Origin of the sequence: Blautia sp. RTP21359st1_E11_RTP21359_211015 (genome assembly GCF_040910705.1) — a bacterium.
Taxonomy (GTDB): domain Bacteria; phylum Bacillota; class Clostridia; order Lachnospirales; family Lachnospiraceae; genus Blautia_A; species Blautia_A fusiformis.
This window is the reverse complement of record NZ_JBDGAB010000001.1, coordinates 20,939-44,529: the sequence shown is the minus strand read 5'-3', so window position 1 is coordinate 44,529 and position 23,591 is coordinate 20,939. Positions and strand designations below refer to the sequence as shown.

Annotated in this window: 22 protein-coding genes; 16 read left to right on the top strand and 6 right to left on the bottom strand. The window is 44.0% G+C overall.

Annotated features, from left to right (window positions below; translation table 11 throughout):
• The first annotated feature begins 224 nt into the window (after positions 1-224).
• Both AB5026_RS00215 and AB5026_RS00210 read left to right on the top strand, forming a co-directional pair.
• On the top strand, positions 225-1,049 hold the full coding sequence (locus tag AB5026_RS00215) for a hypothetical protein (RefSeq protein WP_021650855.1): 825 nt from the start codon (positions 225-227) through the stop codon (positions 1,047-1,049).
• Positions 1,050-1,077: 28 nt separating this feature from the next.
• Positions 1,078-1,863 carry a hypothetical protein gene (locus AB5026_RS00210; protein WP_110103901.1) on the top strand — a complete coding sequence of 262 codons (786 nt, stop codon included), beginning with the start codon at positions 1,078-1,080 and terminating at the stop codon, positions 1,861-1,863.
• 858 nt (positions 1,864-2,721) lie between these two features.
• On the opposite strand, the gene AB5026_RS00205 is transcribed toward AB5026_RS00210, so the two are convergent.
• From AB5026_RS00205 to AB5026_RS00190, 4 genes are all read right to left on the bottom strand, one after another.
• A complete protein-coding gene (locus AB5026_RS00205; protein ID WP_015525854.1) occupies positions 2,722-3,264 on the bottom strand; it encodes a Uma2 family endonuclease in 543 nt (180 codons plus the stop codon).
• Positions 3,265-3,329: 65 nt separating this feature from the next.
• Positions 3,330-4,037: a recombinase family protein gene (locus AB5026_RS00200; protein WP_021650850.1), complete on the bottom strand. Its 708-nt coding sequence runs from the start codon at positions 4,035-4,037 to the stop codon at positions 3,330-3,332.
• Between the two features lie 119 nt (positions 4,038-4,156).
• The gene (locus AB5026_RS00195; protein WP_022426486.1) at positions 4,157-4,372 is read right to left on the bottom strand and encodes a hypothetical protein; all 216 of its coding nucleotides are present in this window, start codon (positions 4,370-4,372) and stop codon (positions 4,157-4,159) included.
• A gap of 81 nt (positions 4,373-4,453) precedes the next feature.
• Positions 4,454-4,663, bottom strand: coding sequence for a hypothetical protein (locus tag AB5026_RS00190; protein WP_161208488.1), 210 nt, complete (start codon positions 4,661-4,663; stop codon positions 4,454-4,456).
• A gap of 524 nt (positions 4,664-5,187) precedes the next feature.
• Between AB5026_RS00190 and AB5026_RS00185 the strand changes: the two genes are divergently transcribed.
• The 5 genes from AB5026_RS00185 (at position 5,188) to AB5026_RS00165 (ending at position 9,836) form a co-directional block, all read left to right on the top strand.
• Positions 5,188-6,003 carry a methyltetrahydrofolate cobalamin methyltransferase gene (locus tag AB5026_RS00185; protein ID WP_021650848.1) on the top strand — a complete coding sequence of 272 codons (816 nt, stop codon included), beginning with the start codon at positions 5,188-5,190 and terminating at the stop codon, positions 6,001-6,003.
• Positions 6,004-6,057: 54 nt separating this feature from the next.
• Positions 6,058-6,690: a corrinoid protein gene (locus tag AB5026_RS00180; RefSeq protein ID WP_015524728.1), complete on the top strand. Its 633-nt coding sequence runs from the start codon at positions 6,058-6,060 to the stop codon at positions 6,688-6,690.
• A 91-nt stretch (positions 6,691-6,781) separates the two neighbouring features.
• Positions 6,782-8,482: an ASKHA domain-containing protein gene (locus AB5026_RS00175; RefSeq protein ID WP_256163526.1), complete on the top strand. Its 1,701-nt coding sequence runs from the start codon at positions 6,782-6,784 to the stop codon at positions 8,480-8,482.
• Between the two features lie 16 nt (positions 8,483-8,498).
• Complete coding sequence (locus tag AB5026_RS00170) at positions 8,499-9,038, top strand: DUF2284 domain-containing protein (protein ID WP_049946982.1); 540 nt, start codon at positions 8,499-8,501, stop codon at positions 9,036-9,038.
• Positions 9,039-9,053: 15 nt separating this feature from the next.
• The gene (locus AB5026_RS00165) at positions 9,054-9,836 is read left to right on the top strand and encodes an arylamine N-acetyltransferase (RefSeq protein ID WP_118752964.1); all 783 of its coding nucleotides are present in this window, start codon (positions 9,054-9,056) and stop codon (positions 9,834-9,836) included.
• Positions 9,837-9,857: 21 nt separating this feature from the next.
• On the opposite strand, the gene AB5026_RS00160 is transcribed toward AB5026_RS00165, so the two are convergent.
• Positions 9,858-11,438, bottom strand: coding sequence for a CdaR family transcriptional regulator (locus AB5026_RS00160; RefSeq protein WP_022426480.1), 1,581 nt, complete (start codon positions 11,436-11,438; stop codon positions 9,858-9,860).
• Between the two features lie 261 nt (positions 11,439-11,699).
• On the opposite strand from AB5026_RS00160, the gene AB5026_RS00155 reads away from it, so the two are divergent.
• The 8 genes from AB5026_RS00155 (at position 11,700) to ybaK (ending at position 21,054) form a co-directional block, all read left to right on the top strand.
• Entirely contained in the window at positions 11,700-13,100 is a 1,401-nt protein-coding gene (locus AB5026_RS00155) for an MFS transporter (protein WP_022426479.1), read from the top strand.
• Between the two features lie 54 nt (positions 13,101-13,154).
• On the top strand, positions 13,155-14,165 hold the full coding sequence (locus AB5026_RS00150) for a uroporphyrinogen decarboxylase family protein (protein ID WP_173758531.1): 1,011 nt from the start codon (positions 13,155-13,157) through the stop codon (positions 14,163-14,165).
• Positions 14,166-14,260: 95 nt separating this feature from the next.
• Entirely contained in the window at positions 14,261-14,683 is a 423-nt protein-coding gene (locus AB5026_RS00145) for a hypothetical protein (protein WP_368212587.1), read from the top strand.
• A 392-nt stretch (positions 14,684-15,075) separates the two neighbouring features.
• Complete coding sequence (locus tag AB5026_RS00140; protein WP_368212586.1) at positions 15,076-15,672, top strand: zinc dependent phospholipase C family protein; 597 nt, start codon at positions 15,076-15,078, stop codon at positions 15,670-15,672.
• 263 nt (positions 15,673-15,935) lie between these two features.
• Positions 15,936-17,948 (top strand): C40 family peptidase, encoded by a 2,013-nt coding sequence (locus AB5026_RS00135; RefSeq protein WP_368212585.1) that lies wholly within the window; start codon positions 15,936-15,938, stop codon positions 17,946-17,948.
• An 85-nt stretch (positions 17,949-18,033) separates the two neighbouring features.
• Positions 18,034-19,242, top strand: coding sequence for a transglutaminase domain-containing protein (locus AB5026_RS00130; RefSeq protein WP_021650408.1), 1,209 nt, complete (start codon positions 18,034-18,036; stop codon positions 19,240-19,242).
• A gap of 49 nt (positions 19,243-19,291) precedes the next feature.
• On the top strand, positions 19,292-20,551 hold the full coding sequence (locus AB5026_RS00125; protein ID WP_059085598.1) for a DUF4203 domain-containing protein: 1,260 nt from the start codon (positions 19,292-19,294) through the stop codon (positions 20,549-20,551).
• Between the two features lie 23 nt (positions 20,552-20,574).
• The gene (ybaK, locus tag AB5026_RS00120) at positions 20,575-21,054 is read left to right on the top strand and encodes a Cys-tRNA(Pro) deacylase (RefSeq protein ID WP_022426473.1); all 480 of its coding nucleotides are present in this window, start codon (positions 20,575-20,577) and stop codon (positions 21,052-21,054) included.
• An 85-nt stretch (positions 21,055-21,139) separates the two neighbouring features.
• Here ybaK and AB5026_RS00115 read toward each other — a convergent pair whose 3' ends face one another.
• Positions 21,140-22,780, bottom strand: coding sequence for an ABC-F family ATP-binding cassette domain-containing protein (locus tag AB5026_RS00115; RefSeq protein ID WP_015524746.1), 1,641 nt, complete (start codon positions 22,778-22,780; stop codon positions 21,140-21,142).
• A 341-nt stretch (positions 22,781-23,121) separates the two neighbouring features.
• Between AB5026_RS00115 and AB5026_RS00110 the strand changes: the two genes are divergently transcribed.
• Positions 23,122-23,535 carry an Rrf2 family transcriptional regulator gene (locus AB5026_RS00110; protein ID WP_015524747.1) on the top strand — a complete coding sequence of 138 codons (414 nt, stop codon included), beginning with the start codon at positions 23,122-23,124 and terminating at the stop codon, positions 23,533-23,535.
• Positions 23,536-23,591 lie beyond the last annotated feature (56 nt).

Below are 23,591 nucleotides of genomic sequence, written 5' to 3'. Positions count from 1 at the left end.
GTATATGCCATGCGGGATATGCCACGTTGAGGATTATTATGCCATGTCATATAGAAGAACACCGCTTGCTAAGGTAAGCAAAAGTAAAAATAAAGTGATTGTTTGATACACAGGTATAGTGTATCTTTTTTTTACACCAAAAAATAAATTCAGAATATTTTTGAAATTAAAATCAGAAAGCACATACAGGACTACTAATACAAAAGGAAGGGAGGTAAACACTTATGATTATGAGTTTTAAAGATGCACAGAATTATAAGGAGTATGCAGATTCTACGGACGACCTGATTAAAAAGTGTGAGGATATTGTTAATAATCTTACTCCTGAAGAGGCAAATGCAAAATGTAATTGTATTATTCAGTTCGGTGATCGTATAATAACAAATAAAGAACATTACGAAGACTATGTGCGATATGTAAAAGATGCTGTAAAAGGAGCAAAACGCCAAACGGAAAGTATGAAAAATTATTATGAACGTTACAGCGTCCCTAAAGCATATATAGAGCTTGAAGAGATGAAGTATATTTATAATCAAATTTGTACTAAATCAGGAACTCCTCCACAGATGGAACAGTTAATAAGAAACACGTATGAGGAGTTTAAATATAGGAACAGTCCTAGTTTGCGAAGGAAGAAAGAAGAGGAAGAACGCAGAATAAAGCAGATGCAGGAGGATGTTAAGAAATATACCAGCCCGGACGAACCAACGGTTGGTTATGCTGAATTAATGAGACGCAAGGCAGCTGCAAATCCTCCTAAGACTTCTTTATCTCAGGATGAGATTAGACGTTTTGATATGATGAGTGAAGAATGGCTGGTGAAATGGTGTCATTTCTCATATAACTGGTATTGGGTTGTACCATGTCTGCTATTATGTATTGTGGCCAACGGAGGACTGATTGCTGCAATCGGATTAATTGTGTTTATGATATGTGGCGAGATATACTCCATGAGAGTACAGGAATACTGCGGCGTGATCTTGCCATGGTACCGGGATTCTGGAAAAACATTGGAGAAGAGGATCATTAATAAGTACATTAAGAAGTAAAAGTAATATAACAAGGGGAGAGAATAATATGGGGAAAATGTCATTTACAGAACTTCAAGAGGAAATATATACTGAAGAACTGAAAAAAATTGAAAAAGAAAGTAATGATTATTACAGTGAATATTTATCTTTAAAGCATAAAGAAGATAGTTATATAGATTGGTATATAACTGTTTCGAATGAATGTATGGATGATGTTCAAAAGAATTCACTTAATAAATATAAACTAATAAAAATGTTAGATAATATGTCTGTGGAAAATGTTGAGAATGGAGAGTTTAAAAATCTGTTAAAATTACATCAAAAAGTAAAGAATACTTTGCAAAAAAAAATAGAAGCTATAGAACATTATGAGAACATGATTGATCTCAACATTCTTCAATTAACAAGAAGGATTACATCACAAAATAGTATGTTAAAAAATATATATGGCAGTACAAAAAAAGCAATGAGTGACTTTGAGCATTCGGATAAAGACTATTTATTTTTAGATACTAATATAGGATATCTTATTATTATGAGAAATTTTATAAATTTGAGAGAATGGGAACGTTCAGGAGTTTTAATAACAAATCTAAAAAATTATACGATTACAAATGAAACTGATACAGGTGGTGTTGCTGAAGAATGTTATAGGTTGTATCGAGAGAATCCAGATTGTGAAAAAAGAATATATACCATTATTTCACCAAATGATATATGTAAAAAACTTGACCCCGTCCCATTTCATAAAGTATATCTTTTACATGCTCAAACACAATTTGAATCTTATGGAAGAACAAAAAGTTTTTTAATTATAGGAATGATGATGTGAACATATTTCCAATTTTCCCAGCAATCACACCGATTATTCCGATTGTTACCCTCAAAATTTTTGTCGGTTAGTCTATCGGAAAATCCGTTAAAACACTCAGTTTATTCGTCCTGAGTGGTGTAAAATTCGATCACTGGAATTGAACAGAATCGACCCGAAAATCACCGGAAAGAGCAAACGGCAGCAGGTTGTATTAAGCTTAAGTTATCGTGCAGCCGTTGTTGCTCCGGTAAGGTCGATTCAGAGAGGATGAAAAGAAGGTCAGATCTGTAGAAAGTGCAGGGAAGATCTAGGAGAAATAGCTGTACTAAGTGTGAGATGGAGCTGCGGTGGAGCCGGGACGGAGTTGTGGTGGTGAGAGGACGGATCGGGTTGGATGGTTGGAGTAAAATCTGAGGACTGGAAGATAGAAGAATCCAAGATGAATATTGTTAAATCGGGGCCGAGTTGGATCTGGCAGGTGAGCGGAATGAGATGTGCCTGGTTGGTGATGGATCGGTGGGATTGACAAACTCTTAACATGTGAGCGAGCACTCATATGTATTCATCCACAGAATATGAGTACGATAACCAATAATCTGCGCTGTCCTTTTAACAGGAGATTACAGTATTATTCCTCACTGTAAGTAATTCCTGCTGCCAGATACAAGCTTTTTCAGACTGGATCACATTATCCTTCTACGATCAGGACGGATCAGAATGATCCAGCGTTATTCCATATGCAGTCTGTAGCAATTTAGAATTTCAACAGAGACACAATAAAAAAGTTGGCGATTCCCTATATAGAGCAAGGGTTTACGCCAACTTTTATTTTTCAGAAAAGCTTCAATTTTTGAGCATGGTCAGCGCATGACTATGTTAAAAACTTAACACATTAAAATCAATCAACAGATCATTATAGATTCCAGCCTTAACAGAATCCGTAAAGGAATACTCGTCCATTGTTGATTGTTCAAAATTGTATACAATAATTCTGCTCTTGTCAGGATCAACAATCCAATATTCTTTTACACCTGCCGTTCTGTACTTAAAGAGCTTGGTATAATAATCCATCCGTTTACTTGCAGGAGAAACGATCTCTATAATCCAGTCAGGAGCACCATTGCAGCCCTTATCATTCAGCTTGTTTGGATCACAGATAACAGAGATATCCGGTTCAACATATGTGTTCGTGGATTCATCCAGATAAACTGCAAACGGGGCAGCATAAACTTGGCACTGTCCCTGATGATCTTCAATGTAACGATCAATAATACTGGTGAGCCTTGTTGAAATCCGTTGATGCTTGCGACTAGGCGGAGCCATGTAATAAATCTGTCCGTCAATCAGTTCGGCACGTTCTCCCTCTGGAAGTGCATATATATCTTCTATAGTATAAGTATTTTCTTTGAGTAATGGCATATTTCACACTCCCTTCTTAATAAGTCATGTCCCTGTTCTCATTATAACGGATTGCAGCAAAACATTCAACGCTGATTCGTTTGCTCTATCATTTCAGAGAGCAGTTCCTTCTTATATTTATAGAATGTCTTTCTGGTAATCCCGGCCTGAGTAATGGTTTCCAGATCGTTGAGTGATCCGCCGAACGTTTTGTTATGCTTCAGGATGATTTCTTTTGCTGCTATAGATTTCTTCGTTACAAGCTTTGAACCGGAAGCCTGTCCGATCTGTTTACCGGAAAGCCTTGCGGTCTGCATTCCTTCTTTAGTACGTTGCCTGAGATCCTGAACCTCTTTTTCTGACTGTTCAAAAGCAAGTCGGATCTGTTCCTTGGCAAGCAGGAGCAAATATTTATTGATCCCTTCCAGAATACAGTCAATGTCGGTCCCTGTAGTTGGGATGCCACCTTGCAGCGCACTTTTATAGGTTTCTGTGTTTATGTGTGGTTCCTTCAGGAATACAAGATTAATTCCTTTGCTGAAAAGATCCTCATACATGGTAAAACCTTCTTCTGCATCACGGGACATTCTGGAAACAGAATCAAAGATAATGGTATCACCTGCGTTGAGCTTCTTCAGGAGCTTTTCAAATTCTCTTCGTCCCTGAAATTTCGTTCCGGTAAAAACTTCTCGGATGATCTCAGACTGTGGATATGCAGCAAGTATATTCCTGATCTGCCTTTCAATGCTTTGCTGTGGTGTGCTGATTCTTGCGTAACCAAAATATCTGTTCATGATGTTCCCTTCCTGTAGTAAATTTAAGGCTCCCTTAAAATGACACTGTAATAAGACTGCCTTGGAGCCTGAAATAGTAATGGTTTTACTACTTTTTGCATACTACCTTACTTTTACCACTAATTTGTCAGCAGATGTTTACGGAATTTCTGCCATGCACGGTTATAAACCTGTCGAGCTGTTTCTGTTGGTTTCGCTTCCTGTTCGGTCTGAGAAATGATCTGGTCAATGGTTGGCTCCGGTATACAGAAATCAATCATCAGCTTTCTGAGATCTTTTTTCCAGATGGGACAAACTGTATAAGGTCTGTTTTCTGCAAGTACGTAGTTCCTCATAATGGATACCGCCTTTCTGATGGATTCTATTGCCTTGGAAATCCTGCTGCCAGAGAGTGAACCCGGCAGCAGGAGAGAAGATTATAATTCTTTCAATGGGATGTTGATATCTTTGCATACAAACTCATAGGTGCTTTTTCTCTGAACACTGATAAGAGCAGTATCTTTCTGAGCGTCAGGATCAAGTGCAATGTGAATAATATAATCGTATGGTCTGCTGATAAAAGGATCTCCGGTTTCGTTTTCTCTGCGTTCCAGTATCAAAAGAAGATCATCAACGAATGTGTTCATGCGTGACTGTCTGCTCCATGGCACACGTTCTGAGACCTGCAAGATTACATTCCATGTATCTTCTTCCATAACGATTGCCCCGAATTGCTCCATGTCACCGACAAGAGTTCTTACAACCTCGATTTTCTTAGTTTCTGTATTATAGTGTTTCCAACTCATAGTGTAGTAGGAAGAAAACATGAATTAATATGGTAATGGCTTTTCTAATTGGACTCGGAGTGGCTTTTTCTGTTGGACTCAGATTGGTTGTTTCTGCTGGTCTTAGGTTGGCTGTTTCAAGCGGACTTTAACACTGAAAAACATTCCTACAAAATGTAGGAATAAATGCAATGTTTATGGTATGAAATGCGGCTGGTTTTTTGCATTTATTTTGATACAATCATTATATGAAAGACATGGAACTGAAATAAGAATTCCTGGTTACTGTTCATTGGTAATATTCTGCGAAGCGTGTTACTGAGAACGGAATGAACAGTAACAATTCTTGATGCAGACCAGAATATGTTAACGGGAGGATAAATAATATGATAATCATAGGTGAAAAAATCAATGGATCCATCCCCTCTGTGGCGGAGGCGATCGCAAACAGAGATGCAGAATTCATCAAGCAGCGGGCACTTGCTCAGGCAAACTCAGGAGCAAGCTATATCGATTGTTGCGCATCTGTTCCGGAAGCAGAAGAAGTAGAAACCTTGAAATGGATGATCGACTGTATTCAGGAAGTGACAGATCTTCCGATTTCCGTAGACAGTCCCAGTGCAGATGTTCTTACAGAAGCTTACAAATTCTGCAGAAAACCGGGTATTTTTAACTCTGTATCCGGTGAAGGGGATAAGATCGATAAGATTTTTCCTCTTATGGCACAGCCTGAAAATAAAGGGTGGCAGGTTATCGCACTTCTAAGCGATGATACAGGTATCCCCAAAAGTGCGGAAGACAGGCTGAAGGTATTTGACAAGATCATGGCAAAAGCGAAAGAGTACGGAATTTCACCGGATCGTATCCATATTGATCCATTGGTTGAGATGCTCTGTACATCTGAAGATGGTATTGCGATGAACGTGGAAGTAATTTCAAGTGTCCGTAAACAGTATCCGATGATCCACATTACAGCGGCGATCAGCAACATTTCCTTCAATCTGCCGGTACGTAAGCTTATCAATTTCGGATTTGTGGTACTTGCAATGAATGCCGGCCTTGACAGTGCAATCATGGATCCTACAAACAGAGATATGCTTGGACTTGTATATGCAACAGAGGCATTGCTTGGTCTGGATGATTACTGTATGGAATACATCGGAGCATACAGAGAAGGTCTGATCGGACCTGTAAAAAAATAAATAAAACGCATATGCGGAATGCGGATAAAAAATAAAAAGCGGAGGTGTTTGATTATGTCAAAAATCACAGAAGTAGCAGAATTGGTAGAAAAAGGAAAAGCAAAACTTGTAGGTGCAGCTGTACAGTCAGCTCTTGATGAAGGCTGTGAGGCAACAGAGATTCTTAACAGCATGATCGATGCAATGGCTGTTGTAGGTGAAAGATTTAAGAACGGAGAAATCTTTGTTCCGGAAATGCTGGTAGCAGCCCGTGCAATGAAAAAGGGTGTTGAGGTTCTGAAACCGCATCTTGCATCCGGCGCTACAGGAAGTATGGGAAAACTTATCATCGCTACTGTAGCAGGAGATCTTCATGATATCGGAAAGAATCTTGTTGCTATGATGATCGAAAGTGCCGGCTTTGAAGTTATTGATCTCGGTGTTGATGTACCTGCATCGAAGGTTATTGAATGTTACAAAGAAAATCCGGATGTTAAGGTAATTGCACTTTCAGCGCTGCTCACAACTACAATGCCGGCTCTGAAGGATACAGTTGCAGCACTTAATGCGGAAGATTTCAGAAGCAATGTTAAGATCATGGTTGGAGGAGCACCGATCACGAAGGAATTTGCAGATGAGATCGGCGCAGATGGATATTCAGAAGATGCAGCAAGCGCAGCAGTTCTTGCAAAAGCTTTGGCAGCATAAGGGAAAATAAAACGGGCCGCTCTGTATTGTCTGTGCATGGCATAGACGGCAGAGCGGCTTTTGCTTTACAGTGACCATCGGAGGGATGAAAATGTACCGAATAAAATTTATCAGGGAGGAAAAGGAGATCCTGGTGGAACCGGGTACCAGGATCCTTGAGGCGGAAAGAAAAGCAAAGCTGGTTCCTGATGCACCCTGCGGAGGCCGGGGAAAGTGCGGGAAATGTCGTGTTAAAATAGAAGATCACATGGTGCTTGCATGTCAGACGGAAATCCACAGTGACCTTGAAGTAGATACATTGTCCGGATGCCAGGAAGAGGAGATCCTTACAGAAGGAATGCAGAGACCGGTTGCGTTCAGGCCTGATCTGAAACAGAAAAAAGTGATTCTTAAGAAACCGGAGACAGGAGACAACCGCTCTGAATGGGAGCGGCTGACAGAACAGCTGGATGTGGAAAGACCTGTTCTGCCTGATACTGAAATTGCATCGAAGCTTTATGGCTGCAGAAAAGAAGCAGAAGAATGGTATGTGATCTGTGCAGGAAATAAGATCCTGGATATCAGCAGAGAAGAGAAAAAAATCTGTTTTGCGGCTTTTGATATAGGTACAACGACGGTGGTCGGCTATCTTATGGATGCATTGACCGGGAAGCAGCTGGCTCTCAAGAGCAGAATGAACCCACAGACTCAGTATGGCGCAGATGTGATCATGCGGGCGGATCATGCTCTGGAGCATGGCGTAGAGCAGCTGACCGGCTGCATACGGAATGCGGTTGATGAAATGCTCCAGGAACTGGCAGAGGAAGCAGGAAGAAGCACATTAGATATCTGTCAGGTATCTGTGGTAGGAAATACCTGCATGCATCATCTTTTTCTTGGGATTTCTCCGGCATCGCTGGTCCATGCACCGTATAATCCGGCGATCAGTCAGGGGCTTACACTGAATGCAGAGCAATATGGGCTCCATATCCACAGAAAGGGGCAGCTGCTTATGCTGCCTGATATAGCCGGGTATGTAGGGGCAGATACCTGTGGCTGCATTTTGGCGCTCAGACAGGATCAGCAGAACGAGATCAGCCTTATGATCGATATTGGAACGAACGGGGAGATGGTCCTTGGAAATAAAACGAGATTAGCCTGTTGTTCAACAGCTGCCGGTCCGGCATTTGAAGGTGCAAAGATCGAGTGCGGGATGCGTGGAGGAGCAGGAGCAGTAGATCATGTAGTATACAAAAATGGAAAATGGGAATACACGACTATAGGAAATAAGGCTCCGGCAGGCTTATGCGGTTCAGGTCTGATCGATCTTGTGGCACAGCTGTACCTGGCTGGCTTTATTGATGAAAGTGGTCATCTGGAAAGCGGCCAGGAAAAGGCGGGAGTGTTTGTGCTGGTACCTCCGGAAAAGTCGGGAAATGACAGGGGCGTTTATCTGACACAGAAGGATATCGGAGAGGTACAGCTGGCAAAAGCGGCTATCGCAGCGGGAATCTTTCTTCTTATGAAAAGACTGGAGATCACAGAAAAGGATATTAAACGGGTCTATCTTGCCGGTGCATTCGGCAATTACATGAATCCGGAAAGTGCGGCAGCGATCGGGATGTTCCCGGCCGGACTGCTGCCCAGGATACAGCCGGTGGGAAATGCGGCAGGCGAAGGTGCAAGGATCGCGCTTCTGAATGAAGAGGAAAGAAAAGAAATGGATCGGACTGTCAAAAATATGGATTTTGTGGAGCTGGCAGCTTCGCCGGAGTTCCAGGACTGTTTTGTGGATGGCTTATGCTTTCCGTAATGCGAGGAGAATGGATATGCTTAATATAAAAGAACTGGAAGAGATGGGAAAAAAGGCAGGATTTTCTCATGTAGCACTTCTGAAGAGCGATTCGATCCAGCTTATGCCGGAGGTAAGGGAAATGTGCAAAAATAATACCTGCCATATGTATGCAAAACGCTGGAGCTGTCCTCCCGGATGCGGAGATCTTGAAGTATGCAGAAAAAAGATAGAAAAGTACAGGGAAGGCATTATTGTCCAGACAGTGGGGAAACTGGAGGATCCTTTGGACGGAGAGACGATGATGGAGACCGAAGCGGTTCATAAACAGAATTTTTATGAATTTGAAAAAATGCTCAGAGAAAGATGGCCGGGCATGCTCCCCATAGGGGCCGGGTGCTGTACAAAATGTAAAACGTGTACATATCCGGATGCTCCATGCCGTTTCCCCGAACAGGCATTTTCTTCGATGGAAGCCTATGGAATGCTGGTAACACAGGTATGCCAGGCAAATGGTCTGGAATACTATTATGGTCCCTGTACGATCGCCTATACCAGCTGTTATCTTCTTGAATAGAACAGGAGTGAAAAAATGAATGACAGAGAACGGGAGGCATATCTGAACAGGATCGGATATGAGGGTGAATTAAGAACAGATAAAAAATGTCTGGAAAAGATAATGGACCTTCATCTTTGCAGTATTCCCTTTGAAAATCTGGAAGTTTTTGACGAGGGAAGGATTCCTTCTCTGAGGTCGGAAGATATTTATGAGAAGATCATTGTCAGAAAACGAGGCGGATATTGCTTTGAGCTGAATAAATTGTTTTATGAGCTTCTGAAAGCTTTGGATTTCCGTGTGATCCCTGTGGCGGTAAGGATATTGTGGAACCGGGAAGAGCTTCCGCCGGTCCTGCACCGGGCAACCCTTGTTATTTTTGAGGAAGGAAGCTATTACTGTGATGTAGGATACGGAGGTCCCGGTCCCAAGAAGCCGGTTCTTATGAAGGATGGTATCCACAGAGAAAAAAACGGATGGTACCGTGTTAACATGAAGCCGGGAAATACAAACGGAGAGATACTTGTTGAACGAAGGAAAGAAGAAAAATATCTGCCAATACTCAGATTTTCACAGACTCCTACAGTAGAAGCAGATTTTGAACTGCTGAATTTCTATTGTGCAAAATCTCCAGATGTATTATTTACCAGAAAAAGAGTAGTGAGCATCTGCAGACCGGAAGGAAGTGTTGCGCTGACTGGGGATGTTCTTACGATCCAGAAGGAAGATGGATCCATTGAAACGAAAATAAGTGATTCGGAAGAAACCATCAGGCTATGGATGGAACATTATTTCGGATTGGAGTTTTTACAGATATAAACAGAAAAAAGGACCAGGTTGTCAGGTGACAGTCTGGTCCTTTTCCTGCAGAAGAAAGCAGAGCTGCAGAAGAAGCCGGTCTTTCGGATTATCCAGATCAACCTTTGTGAGCTTCTGGATGCGCTCCAGACGGTAGGTCAGGGAGCTTCTGTGTATAAAAAGCTCCCGGGCTGTCTGAAGAGAATTGCGTTCATGCTCCAGATAGACCTTGAGTGTGTGATACAGCTCAGTATTGTTTTTTCGGTCATAATTCTGCAGTGCATCCAGCCGTGAAGAGACCAGAAGCTCGGGACTGATCTGATGGCTGATCTGGGAAAGCATATATTCCAGAAGATAAGCATCAAAATGATAGCACCAGGCCATGCTCTGACTTTTTTTGCCCAGGCGCAAGGCGGAAACAGCCTGAATATAGCCCTGAGGGATCAGGAGAAAATCACGAAATTCAGAGCTTACTCCCATTTTAAAAAGCCCTTCGCGCAGGATGATCGCAAGTGAACTGATAACATCGGAAGATACAGAGTGCTTAAAGGACAGATTAACGATCACAACGATTCCCTGCTGATAGGTAAAAGCCAGACCTTCCGGGATCTGGGCTTCAATGTGTCCCAGTGTGGCGATGGAAGAGTGCATACGGTCATCCTGCTGCTGGGTTTCCAGACGAAGTACAAGATACCGGTCATGGCGATTCCAGTTCAGATACTGGATCTGATCGGTAACTGCTTGTAGTTCTGTGAGCTTTCCGGAAAGATACTCCGTGAAAAACTGCCGGGAGTCATTTCCCATTGAAATTTGGAACAGATTGTGCCGACGAATGCACAGCTCGATAAAGGAGCCAAGATACTCAAGAGCAGAAAAATGTCCGGGCTGTATCTCCGTCTGGAGCTCATCCACACAAAGCCGGCCCTGATAATTGCCGCTGACCCAGAGATTCATGTAGAGGATACGGTAACCGCGGAGCTCTTCGGAATAAATATTGGCGCCGTGGGTGATAAGTGTGCGCTGGTATTCGGCGTCAAGCTTGAAATCCTGAATCAGGCTTAAAGGTGCGATGAGTCTTCCTGTACGCTGGTCATGGACCCATTCGGACATACCGGTTACGTGCCGGGGAGAAGAAAGGATATAAAAGTTGGTGTCGTGGGCAAAAACCGGATTATGAAATATATCCAGACTGGCTTCCAGCATCTCATTCAGCGGATCGATACTTCCAAGTGCAAGCTGGAGTTTACTGTCCCAGTCAGAATATCTGTCAAAGGTCTGCTGTATTTGGTTGAAGACCTCAGAAAAAGAAAGGGTTCCCTTAATGTGAAGGATCCTGCAGCTTTCGGAAAAGCAGGAAAGATCACCGGAGCCCACCACTACAAATGCGATGTTCTGGTATCGCAGGAAGCTTTCGGAAAGAGAATTGCCGAAGACAAGATAAAGGTAGCATGGCTTCAGCAGGGCTCCTGCCTGATATATGCGAAGACCATCCAGCGTCAGGGGGTCTTCACGGCAGAGGATGGAAACATCCTCTTTTTTCTCCGCAAAATCGTCAGCAATGATCTGGAGATTAAGATGGAAGCCTGTATGCGGGCTATTCACAAAATGCTCTCTTTTATTCAAAATATTTCCTCCAATTCATAAAAGCCTTGTATTTATAGGAAATTATAACATATTAGACGGAAAATAAAAAGAAAACGGAGGGGAAATTATTTGTGCATATTTACAATAATAACTGTACAAAAAGTATGAAGCATTGGAGAAAGAATGAAGAAGTGTGCGGATTTACGAACAAGAAAAAAACAACTATACTATAACCATCAAAGGTAACGTGAAGTTGTGGAAATGGCCGGCCCCACAAAAAACAGCGAAGGGGGAAAGAAAATGAGTAAAAATGAAATACCGAAACAAGATCCGAAACAGAAAAAGGGTCTTACAAATGCCCTGAAATATTTCTTTGGTGTTGGTGATGCCGGATTTGTTCTTATGAGTAATATCGAGACATTTTACTTTATGACATTTCTGACGGATCTGGCAGGCTTTGCAGCTGGTGTAGCTGGTGTGATCAATTCCGTATTTACCATTGTTGATGCATGTCTGTCCTGGCTTTACGGAGGAATCATCAATGGCACAAAAGCAAAGAAATGGGGGCGTTATCGTTCCTGGCTGATCATGGTTCCGTGGATGGTGCCGTTTCTGTACGCATTCATGTTCATACGTGTCAGTGATAATGAATGGCTTTCGGCAGTGGTGATCATTGCCGCATCCATCGCATCTCATGTGGCATGGAATTTCAGCTATGTTGCCAATGCAACCCTGATCAGTATTGTTGGCAAAACACCGGAAGACAAAGCAACGCTTGCATCCTCCAGGGCAACCTGGAATAACATAGGCGGTCTATTGTTTTCCTATATGGGTCTTCCATTTGCAACACTTCTTGCCGGATATGTCGGTGAGAAAAATAAATTTGCAGCAGCAGCTTTCTGCCTGGGTATTCTGATGGTCGTAACCTATTTTGCCCATTTCAAGATGACGGAAGGCTATGAAGAGATTGAAACAGAAACAGCAGGAAAGAAAAATGACAAAACAAAGATCACGATCAGAGAGATGTTTGCTTCCCTGTTTCAGAATCCGCCTCTTATGGTCCTGATGCTGGCAGACCTTGCAAAATGGTGTGTGAAATTTGTAACAGCAGCATCTGCTATTTACTATTTCAGGGATGCAATGGGAAATCCGGGACTGATGACCACTTATCTTCTCTGTGTTGCCATCGGTGCCATCATCGGAGCTTTTTCCATGAGATACATTGCAAAAGCAATATCGTCCCGTACAACTATGATCATTGCTTATGCAGGAATGGCAGTATCACTGTTCCTTGTATATATTTTCTATGGAAATGCAATGACAGTGATCGCCCTTATGACACTTGCCCAGTTCTTCTATGGTATGGCTTTTGCAGCTTCACCTGCACTTTATGCGGACACTGTAGTGTATGCAACATGGAAGAGCGGAAAAGATGCATCCGGATGGATCATGGGATTACAGAATCTTCCGCTGAAGATTGCCGTATTCTTAAGAGGAACGATCCTCAGCGCCTGTCTTGTGGCGGTAGGCTGGAAATCTGGAGTTGTTCTTGAGGGGACGGCTCGTCAGGGAATGACGATTTCCTTTGCACTTGTTCCGGCTATTTTCTGTCTGGCAGGTCTTCTGCTTCTGGTGTTTGGATTTAAGATCACAAAGGAAAAGGTTCTTCAGTATCAGGCTGAGATTGACGCAAGATCATAAAGATAAGTGATCGGGTATTTCGAAAGATCACAGGATAATAAAGGAGGAAGCATTATGTTGAAAGCATCGGAGATTTTACTTGAAACGATAAAAAAGGATGGCAGGCCGGAACGACTTCTGAGACAGTATGAGGGTGCGACCTTTTACCCGCCGAACCCGGCAAATAATTATGTGCGTGGAAACCGTCACCGTGGTATGGAGCCTATGAAGGATCTTTTCGGAACTGAGATCCTCTGGCCCCAGGAACAGCTGGCTGCAATGCCACATGTAACAGAGGACAACAAGGTCATTGATGATATCACAGAATGGAAAGAGCAGCTGGTGATCCCGGATATTGTCGGTCAGTGCTCGGATCCGGCTTTATGGGAACCATTTAAACAGAAGGCACAGGAGATAAAGGATTCAGGAAGCCTTTTCATGGCATTTATGCCTACAGGTGTTTTTGAGAGGCTTCACTTCCTGATGGGATTTGAGGATATGCTGGTGAACTTCCTTCTTGAGCCGGAGGATATGATGGATCTCTGCAATGCCATTGGGGAGTACCGGTTCCAGCTTACAAAGCTGATCGTTGATAATCTCCACCCGGATATCATCCTTTCCCACGATGACTGGGGTTCCAAGCAGTCCTTGTTCATCAGTCCGGACACATGGAGAGAATTTATCAAACCACAGTATGAAAGATCCTATAAATATATGAAAGACCATGGAGTGATCGTCATGCATCACGCAGATTCCTTCATGGAACCGATCATAGAGGATATGGTTGATCTTGGGATTGACATCTGGCAGGGAACACTTCCGCAGAATGATATTCCGAAGCTCCAGAAACAGCTGAACGGAAGAATGACACTTATGGGCGGAATCGATGCTTCGATCGTAGACCGAGTGGATTCCACAGAAGAAGAGATCCGCAAGGAGGTCAGAAGAGCATGTGAGGAGTATGCACCACACGGACATTTCATTCCATGTATTACCTATGGAGGTCCCGGTTGTCTGTTCCCTCATGTAGATTCAATTATTGATGACGAGATTGAAAAATATAATAAGGAGCATTCCTGTAATTAATTAAAAGCGCCAATTGAATAAAAAAGAACCTCAAGGTATGATTGAGTTGCATCTTGGCGGATGTAAACAAAACAATCAAGCACTGGAGGTTCCAAATGAATTATACACAGAATGAAAAGATTGAGCAAGTAACAGATTCAACAATGGTTGTCGGAGTTGATATCGGAAGCCAGATACATTATGCAAGAGCTTTTGATAACAGAGGACGCGAACTTACAAAACGTATTTTTTCTTTTCATAACGATCTGGAAGGGTTCAATTCTTTCAGCCTTTGGGCAGAGACACTTAAGACTGAGAATAAAAAGATTGCAGTTCTGATAAGAGACCTGGTATACAGCCGTGACGGGATCATGAAGCAGCACAACATATCTGCAAACAGGATTCAGAGATGGCTTGCAATACATTTCTCGGAATATCTGGGATTATATACACGATTTGATGCAATAAGCGGCCTGGCAGTGCTTGAAAAAGCACCATTGCCAAAAGATGTGATTGCGCTTGGAGTAAATGGGATCTGAAAGATCTGGCATGATAAAAAGATGCGTGGCAGAGGAGTTACTGAAGATAGGGCAAAGATCCTGGTTGAAGCTGCGCACAACAGTGTTGGACTTGACGGAGGGATTGGAACAAAAAGTGAATTATATATGCTGCTCAGGTTTCCAGCACGGTTTATCTTTACGGAGAACCGAAGACAAGTACCGTCTGGGCATCTATTGATCTGAAGCAGCGGCAGCTTTTTGATCTGGATTAAATTTACATAATCTTTATTTGATTATTTGAAAAAACAGTGCTATAGTAAAGTTGGTTCCGGTAAAAGGATGATTTATGGATCCCAGAAGAGGACCGGGCGGAACCAAATTACTGTTGACCGGTCAGGATCTGGATCAGGAAAGAAGGAAGAGGGAAAAAATTGCGTAAAAAATCACATATACTGTTAGGCAGATACCTGGCTGACCAGATGTCTGAGGTGTACAGTCTCCAGCAGCACAGAAAAGCGTTTTGCCTGGGCAATATCATGCCTGATCTGAAACCATCGTTTCTCACCACCAGACATGAGTTTTTCGGAACATTCGATCACCTCCAGAATAAGATGAGGGCGCTTGTCGAGAAGAACCCGGAGGAAGAGAATGCCAGAGTATACTGGAGAAGATTCGGTGAGGTCATGCATTATATGGCTGATTATTTTACTTTTCCTCATAACAAAACATACAAAGGAAATCTTGCAGCACATAATTCTTATGAAGCTGAGCTGAAGAACCGCCTGAGAGAATGTATCCTCAGCGGCGCAGCAGACAGCCAGCTGGAAGAAGCGAAGCAGTTTGAAAGCTTTGAGGAACTTGTGGAATATATCTGTGAGCGTCATGCATATTATCTGGAAAGCCCGCGGTGCATTGCCGATGACATCCGTTTTATCCTTCGGGTGTGCTATCAGGTTGTACAGGGGATTTTTCAGCTCTGTGTCAGAAAACAGTTTCATATGGGTGGACAGCCGGCAGTGACTGTCTGACAGTATATAAAAAGCCGCAGTGTGTGAGAGCACTGTGGCTTTTTCACGTTATGGTAAACTCTAAAAAATCTTACAAAAATGTGAATAAAAAGTGAAAAATAGATGAATTGAAGGAGATATCCTACCAGAACAGTTGATTTCACGATTTTCGTATGCTAAAATAAATTGAATTAAACTTTAAGTTATCAAACGGTTTAAGGCAGACCTTTATTATAGGGGAAGTAAAGGGATGTTCAAGGAAAGAAGGGAGCATCTTAATAAATATGAAGAACAAGTACCTGAATAAGTTTTTTTGCATCACGATGTTATCAGCTATGGTACTGGCAATTCCAACCGGAGTAAAAGCCGCCGAGGAAGCAGATAATGTTGTTGCTGAGGAAGGTGTTTCAGGAGACGGGAGTGAGGTAAGTGAACCGGAACCGGAAGTTCCGGCAGAACCGGTGCCGACAGCTGCACCGGAACCGGAAATAACTGCTGCACCTGACCCGGAACCAACTACAGCGCCGGAGCCAACAGATACACCGACACCTGCGCCGACGGAAACACCGGAGCCAACTGCAACACCTGCGCCGACGGGAACACCGGAGCCGACAGCGACACCTGCACCAACGGCAACACCGGAACCGACAGCGACACCTGCACCAACGGCAACGCCGGAGCCAACCGCAACACCTGCACCGACGGCAACACCGGCCAGGGATGACTCTGCAAAGGTACAGGCGGTGATCCGGAAGATCAAAGCACTGGCAGGTAGAACGATCACAGCAGCAGATAAAGCGGAGATAGATAGCGTACGTGCAGCTTATGAGGCACTGTCTAATACAGAAAAGGCCAAGGTTACGAATTATAAGATCCTGACTGAGGCAGAAGCCAAGCTTGCAGCTGTCGACAAGAACGACAGTGATAACAAAAAAGGCAACAAAAAAGATGATAGCAGCACGGAAGATAACAAGAATACAGAGATCACAGATGGAAATAACGCCACAGCAACACAGATCGGAGATCCTGTTTATGTGACAAATATGGTATCCAATCTCCATGCGGGCAAGGATTTTTATCTGGATAGTCTTAAGAGCAATTATCATCTGTCCTTCTCTGATGATTTTGCTTCTGTAATGGAAGAGATCGAAAGAGAATATAAAGAGAAGAACAAGCTTACCGATACGGAGAATACACTTCTGGTAAGAAACTGGCAGGATATCCTTGCTGTTTATATTTACGAAAAGAGCAAAGCAGGAGCAACGTCATTTACATTGGATGCATCCTGCAAGGATGATCTGGCAAGGATCTTTGCGGAGATGAACCCCATCGTCAGGGACAAGCAGGATATTACCAAGATATCCTACGGAAATCGTAAGATCAACTACTACATCAAGAAGAACAATATTGCAAAGGAAGACAGAAGCGTCCTTAAGAAATATGTGGAAACAGACTGTAAGCTTCTCTGTGCGGTAGTTACCGCATCCAAAGGCTTTGTCCGTGAAAGCGTGGGAGACAATGTTTCTGAGGATCGTGTAGATGTTATCACCGCAGCGTATTCACTGGTTGGCAAGGTCGGATATTTCTGGGGCGGCAAATCTACGGTGATTGGAGAAGATCCAAGCTGGGGCTCCGTTGAGAAGGTATCAGCAGACGGTAGCAGAAGCTCCGGTACGCTCCGTGCATATGGTCTGGACTGCAGCGGCTTTGTTACCTGGGCAGTGATCAATGGATATAAGGATCAGGGAATGCAGGCAGCAGTTGGAGACGGAACCTCTGACCAGTGGGAGAAGGCCGGTGTTGTCAGCGAAGCAGATGCACAGCCAGGAGATCTGGTATTCCAGAGAGGACCGGAAGCAGGAAGCAACAACCACGTTGGTATCCTGTGCGGAAAGACGGATTCCGGCGACTGGATCGCAGTACATTGTTCCTCAAGCAAGAATGGTGTAACGGTTGGTGAGGCATACAGTGCAAGCTTCCGTTATATCAGAAAGCCATCCTTCTATCAGGATACAACAGCGGAGGAAAATAAGACCACAGCTACAGAGAATGATGTTCTGACAGAGGAGAGTGCAGAAAAGCTCCTCACGGATGTGGTTAGATCTGATGCACTGAAGGATGCACTGGCATCCGGTGATACTGTTTCCAGTGACCTTCTTGCAGATTTTAAGAATAAGGCTTTGCAGGAGGATGAGGAAGAAGATGAAGTTGAGACGCTGACTCTGGATCAGGAGACCATGGACGATGCAGTGGATACATTTGATGATGATGTAGAAACACTGGAAATGGAAAACTAAGGGACAGCGATTGAAGATAAGGGCAGTCTCCCACGGGAGGCTGCCCTTTCTTACAATCGCTGCTTCAGACATAGGACATGATATTATGAAAAAAAGAAATTTCTGCCCCATGGCAGCCGCAGTGCTTACAGCTGCAGTGATCCTTCAGCCCTTTAGCACTTCGGCAGGGGCACTGGGTCAGATCCGCTCCATAGCAAAGAGCATTATTTCAGGCGAACCAAAGGAAGTAGAGGAATTGCGTCAGATGGAGGTTGCCCAGAGCGAAGAAGGGCATCAGGAATATTATTTCAAACAGCTTACGGAAGAAGAGCAGAGAGTATATCGGGAGCTGCTGAAAGGAATCCGTGCCCGGGAAAAGGAGTTTTATCTGACGATCTCCGATGATGACAGTATTGACAGAAGCTATCATGCAGTATTGAAAGACCACCCGGAGATATTCTGGGTCCACAATCGTGAAAAAATCTACAAAACTACGTATTCAGACAGTGATTACTGCGTTTTTACTCCGGGCTATACTTATACAGACAGCGAGATCGATGAGATACAGACGGCCATGGAGCAGAGCTTTCAGGAGGTCAGAGCCCTGATCCCGGAGGATGCCGGTGACTACGAGAAGGTACGCATTGTTTATACGTATGTTATTGACCATACCCAGTATCAGACCGGGGAGGATGATCAGAGCATAGCAGGTGTTTTCTGGAAAAAATCCGCAGTCTGTGCCGGATATGCAGGAGCTGTCCAGTATCTTCTGGAAAGGCTGGATATTCCCTGTATTTATGTGGACGGAAGCACAAAAGGAAGTACAGAGGGTCATGCATGGGATATTGTAAAAATAGGCCAGGAGTATTATTATGTAGATGCTACCAATGGGGATCAGCCGGATTTTTTAAATGGAGATGCCGCACAGCTGGAAGAACATAAGACGATCATTTACGATTATCTCTGCCCTTTCCCGGAAGAATATGAAAAAACCTATACACCATCGGAAGAACTGACAGTTCCGGCATGTACTGCGAAGGATCTGGATTTTTATGTGCTGAACCAGGGGTACTTTGAAGATTACAGCTGGCAGGACATATATGATTATTGTAAGATGAGACTGGATAATGGTGCGGCTGTAGTGCGTTTCAAGTTTGGCAGTCAGGAAGCTTTTTCCGAAGCCTGTCAGGAACTGCTGGATGATGGCGTGGTACAGAATGTGGCACAGTATTATATGAAACTTCACGGACTTGGTCAGGTGGAGTATCATTATGGAGTGATGGATAATTTTTATACCATATATTTTATTTTCTGAAACATCTTCGGGAAGATTTCCGGAGGTTTTGGAAAGAGAGGAGTAAGTTATGAATATGGATATGTTGTCAAGAGGATTTGACATACTGCAGAGAGCAGGAGGTATGGAACAGATCAGCCAGCTGATGGTGATCGTATATGGAGTGCTCTGCGTTTTCGGGCTTTTGAACTGTATCCTGGGATATCGTATCCTCCGGTTCTGGATGATGATCTTTGGATTTATCATCGGAGCAGGCGCCGGCTTTGGTGTAACCTATATGTCCGGTGTTCAGGATAAAATGGTGATCGCAGGTGCCATGGCGGGACTGGGGATCGTACTGGCTGTTGTTTCGTTTCTGATCTACAGGGCAGGAATCTTTGTACTGGGATTTGGTATCGGAATAACATTGAGTATCTATCTGGTCCATCCGACCAGTTCTTTTTCTTTTTTCCTGTGCATCCTTATCGGCGTGGGACTGGGAGTACTTGCTATGCGTTATGCGAAAGGAGTGATCATTGTCGGAACCAGTATACTGGGTGGTGTTCTGGCAGGATTATCCATTGCAAAGATCGCAGGGCTGGCGCAGTTTCCATATGGCGTCGGTATGGCAGCGGGAATTGCGATCCTTGGTATGCTGATCCAGTTCGCCATCAACAAAGACCGATACGATGAGGAAGATGACGAAGAAGAGGATGACGACGATGGAACTCTGCCGGAGGAGACCAGGAAGCCGGCAGGAAGGGACCGTAGAGGAAACAGTCGTGAATACACCTCTGACCGTAACAGGGACGATCACAGATATACATACGAAAACCGGGCAAACGATGACCGGGAAAGCCGGGGTGAAAGACGTTCCCGCAGACCATCTGACAGAGAAGGACGCAACTCTGACAGACGAGAAAGAAATTATGCAGACAGCCGAAAAAGATCCGGAAGCGAAAGAAACAGCAAAGGCAGTTCCACTGAAAGAAGAAGCACTTCCGGAACCTCCGGCAGAAACAGAACCTCCGACAGAAATTATGCTTCGGATGACAGAAGAGGCCGCAGATACAGCCAGAGCAGCAGCACCAGGGAACGAAGGAATGCAGGAACGGGAAGCAGATCCCGCTATGCAGATCCGGAGGATCATGAAGACTATGATCGTTTTGATGAGTCGGAAAACAGGGACAGCTATGAAGATTTTGAAAAACTGCAGCAGAAAAGACGCCGGATGGATATTGAAAATATGGCGGATTTTGATGAGCAGGAAGAATATGGAAATTACAGGAATGACCCGGATCTGATGAATGATGAGGATCTGGATGAGCTTGATGAGTGGAAAGACAACTGAGAAAAATCCGAGGAGTGACAGAAATGGGAAAAGAAGCCAAAACAAACGCGATGAGAATGCTGGATCGAAAAAAAGTAAAATATGAAGCAATCGCATATGACTGTGGAGAGTTCATAGATGGGATCCACTGTGCAGACATCACAGGAGCCCCTCATGATCAGTCCTTTAAGACCCTGGTCATGGAAGGGAAAAGCGGCGGCTACTATGTGTTTGTAGTTCCGATCGAGAAAGAGGTGGACCGTAAGGCAGCCGCAAAGTCTGTAGGCGAAAAAACAGTAGATATGATCCATGTAAAGGATCTTACAAAGATCACGGGCTATATCCGCGGAGGCTGCAGCCCTCTTGGAATGAAAAAAAATTATCCGGTGGTGTTTGACCAGTCTGCCGAAAACTTTGATGAGATCTATGTAAGTGGTGGAAGAGTAGGCCTTACCCTGAAGGTACCGCTTAAAGATCTTCTGGATGTAACACAGGGCAAGCTTGCTCCGATCACCATGGAGTAAGCGCATATAAAACAGATAAAAAAACTCCCCTGACTGCCTGTAAAGGCGGAAGCAGGGGAGATTTTTTGTTACAGAAGCATGGGATTTAGTTATCCTGTGCGTCCTCTTCGTTAACCTGGAATACGTGACGCTTCTTGGCCATTTCGTCGCTGGCAAGATACTCGTCGTAAGTGGTGATCTTGTCTACCAGCTTGCCGTTAGGAAGGATCTCCATGATGCGGTTTGCAGTTGTCTGTACAAACTGGTGATCGTGTGAGGTGAAAAGGATCACTCCCGGGAATTTGATCAGTCCGTTGTTCAGTGCTGTGATAGACTCCATATCCAGATGGTTGGTTGGCTCATCCAGGATCAGGATATTGGCACCGGAGATCATCATCTTGGAAAGAAGACAGCGAACTTTTTCACCACCGGAAAGAACACGGACACGTTTTACACCATCCTCACCAGGGAAAAGCATACGGCCAAGGAATCCACGGACGTAGGTTGCGTCCTTGATCTCGGAGTACTGTGTCAGCCAGTCGGTGATAGTAAGGTCGTTATCGAATTCCTGTGTGTTATCCTTCGGGAAATATGCCTGGGAAGTGGTAACGCCCCATTTGTAATTTCCTTCATCCGGCTCCATTTCACCTGTAAGGATCTTGAAGAAGGTTGTGATGGCCTGCTCGTTGGCGCCCACAAAGGCAACCTTATCTTCACGACCAAGAGTGAAGGAAATGTCGTCCAGAACCTTTACTCCATCAATGGTCTTGGACAGATTTTCCACCATGAGGACCTCGTTTCCGATCTCACGGTTCGGGCGGAAGTCGATGTATGGATATTTACGGCTGGAAGGACGCATGTCATCCAGCTGGATCTTTTCCAGGGCACGCTTTCTGGAAGTCGCCTGCTTGGATTTGGAAGCATTGGCGCTGAAACGGGAGATGAACTCCTGGAGCTCTTTGATCTTCTCCTCTTTCTTTTTGTTGGCTTCTTTCATCTGCTTGATCAGAAGCTGGCTGGATTCAAACCAGAAGTCGTAGTTTCCGGCATAAAGCTGGATCTTGCCATAATCGATATCAGCAGTATGTGTGCAGACCTTGTTCAGGAAATAACGGTCATGGGATACTACGATAACCGTATTGTCAAAATTGATCAGGAACTCCTCCAGCCATTCGATGGCAGGAAGATCCAGGTGGTTGGTCGGCTCATCAAGAAGAAGGATATCAGGATTTCCGAAAAGAGCCTGTGCAAGAAGAACCTTGACCTTCATACTACCGGTAAGGTCTGCCATCTGTGTATAGTGGAACTCGGTGTCGACTCCGAGACCGTTGAGAAGAGTAGCAGCATCGGACTCTGCTTCCCATCCGTTCATTTCTGCAAACTCACCCTCCAGCTCGCTGGCACGGATGCCATCTTCGTCTGTGAAATCTTCCTTTGCGTAAATGGCTTCTTTCTCTTTCATGATCTGATAGAGTCTTTCATTACCCATGATGACAGTATCCAGAACCGGATAAGCATCATATTTGAAGTGATCCTGCTGCAGGAAAGAAAGTCTCTGACCGGGGGTGATCACAATGTCGCCCTTGGTAGGTTCAAGCTGACCGGAAAGGATTTTGAGGAATGTAGATTTTCCTGCGCCGTTGGCGCCGATCAATCCATAACAGTTACCCTCTGTAAATTTGATGTTAACGTCTTCAAACAGCGCTTTTTTTCCAACGCGCAGTGTGATGTTATTTGCTGAAATCATATCATACCTCTTTTTTCATTAAATAAATATCGTTTCAATTACATACGAAAGCATTACAATCGTTTCCTATTGTACCGTAAACTGAAAAATTTGCAAGCTGTATTTTCCTTTTTTCGGCTAAATAAAGGAAAAACAGGGGATTACTATGAATCACAGGAAAATAATAACCTTTTATTATATAAAAAAATGGGTTATACTGTCGTATGTGGTAATGAAGTATTCCGGGGATATGGATATCCGGCTCTCTGGCACATCAGAAACACCCAGGAACGTGGCAGATCGGATGGAATGCGGAAACTATCATAAATCAGCAGCTTAGTTGAACAGAAGAGAGGTTAAAAATGTTTATCACCAGAGAAAGCGATTATGCGATGCGGGTTATCCGCGCATTGATGTGGGAGCCGCGTTTGAGCGTCAGCGAGATCTGTGAGAGGGAATCGATCACAGCACCCTTTGCATACAAGATACTGAAGAAGCTTCAGAATGCAGGGCTCGTGGAAGGATACCGCGGAGTTCATGGCGGTTACGCGCTGAAGAGAGATCCGGAAGAACTGTCATTATATGAGATATACAGTGCGATCGATCCGGATATGTCCATCATTGAGTGCCTGAACGGTACATATCAGTGTCCAAGGAACGGACAGGACGGAGTTCCCTGCCATGCACATGATGAGCTTCAGGAGATCCAGGATCAGCTGTGGACAATGCTCCGTCGGAAATCCATGAAGGATCTTTTCGGAAAAGAGGAGAAGTGATTCCCGGATGTGAGTTGGGATAAGCGTATGAGATGATAAGGAGAGCAGTTTGGAGA

Bases quoted from the DNA above. Each gene is read 5' to 3' on its own strand.
- AB5026_RS00205 (WP_015525854.1), bottom strand. From the start codon at position 3,264: ATGCCATTACTCAAAGAAAATACTTATACTATAGAAGATATATATGCA.
- AB5026_RS00165 (WP_118752964.1), top strand. From the start codon at position 9,054: ATGAATGACAGAGAACGGGAGGCATATCTGAACAGGATCGGATATGAG.
- AB5026_RS00195 (WP_022426486.1), bottom strand. From the start codon at position 4,372: ATGAGGAACTACGTACTTGCAGAAAACAGACCTTATACAGTTTGTCCC.
- AB5026_RS00115 (WP_015524746.1), bottom strand. From the start codon at position 22,780: ATGATTTCAGCAAATAACATCACACTGCGCGTTGGAAAAAAAGCGCTG.
- AB5026_RS00185 (WP_021650848.1), top strand. From the start codon at position 5,188: ATGATAATCATAGGTGAAAAAATCAATGGATCCATCCCCTCTGTGGCG.
- AB5026_RS00200 (WP_021650850.1), bottom strand. From the start codon at position 4,037: ATGAACAGATATTTTGGTTACGCAAGAATCAGCACACCACAGCAAAGC.
- AB5026_RS00210 (WP_110103901.1), top strand. From the start codon at position 1,078: ATGGGGAAAATGTCATTTACAGAACTTCAAGAGGAAATATATACTGAA.
- ybaK (WP_022426473.1), top strand. From the start codon at position 20,575: ATGGGAAAAGAAGCCAAAACAAACGCGATGAGAATGCTGGATCGAAAA.
- AB5026_RS00175 (WP_256163526.1), top strand. From the start codon at position 6,782: ATGTACCGAATAAAATTTATCAGGGAGGAAAAGGAGATCCTGGTGGAA.
- AB5026_RS00150 (WP_173758531.1), top strand. From the start codon at position 13,155: ATGTTGAAAGCATCGGAGATTTTACTTGAAACGATAAAAAAGGATGGC.
- AB5026_RS00145 (WP_368212587.1), top strand. From the start codon at position 14,261: ATGAATTATACACAGAATGAAAAGATTGAGCAAGTAACAGATTCAACA.
- AB5026_RS00110 (WP_015524747.1), top strand. From the start codon at position 23,122: ATGTTTATCACCAGAGAAAGCGATTATGCGATGCGGGTTATCCGCGCA.
- AB5026_RS00170 (WP_049946982.1), top strand. From the start codon at position 8,499: ATGCTTAATATAAAAGAACTGGAAGAGATGGGAAAAAAGGCAGGATTT.
- AB5026_RS00155 (WP_022426479.1), top strand. From the start codon at position 11,700: ATGAGTAAAAATGAAATACCGAAACAAGATCCGAAACAGAAAAAGGGT.
- AB5026_RS00215 (WP_021650855.1), top strand. From the start codon at position 225: ATGATTATGAGTTTTAAAGATGCACAGAATTATAAGGAGTATGCAGAT.
- AB5026_RS00180 (WP_015524728.1), top strand. From the start codon at position 6,058: ATGTCAAAAATCACAGAAGTAGCAGAATTGGTAGAAAAAGGAAAAGCA.
- AB5026_RS00125 (WP_059085598.1), top strand. From the start codon at position 19,292: ATGAATATGGATATGTTGTCAAGAGGATTTGACATACTGCAGAGAGCA.
- AB5026_RS00135 (WP_368212585.1), top strand. From the start codon at position 15,936: ATGAAGAACAAGTACCTGAATAAGTTTTTTTGCATCACGATGTTATCA.
- AB5026_RS00130 (WP_021650408.1), top strand. From the start codon at position 18,034: ATGAAAAAAAGAAATTTCTGCCCCATGGCAGCCGCAGTGCTTACAGCT.
- AB5026_RS00190 (WP_161208488.1), bottom strand. From the start codon at position 4,663: ATGAACACATTCGTTGATGATCTTCTTTTGATACTGGAACGCAGAGAA.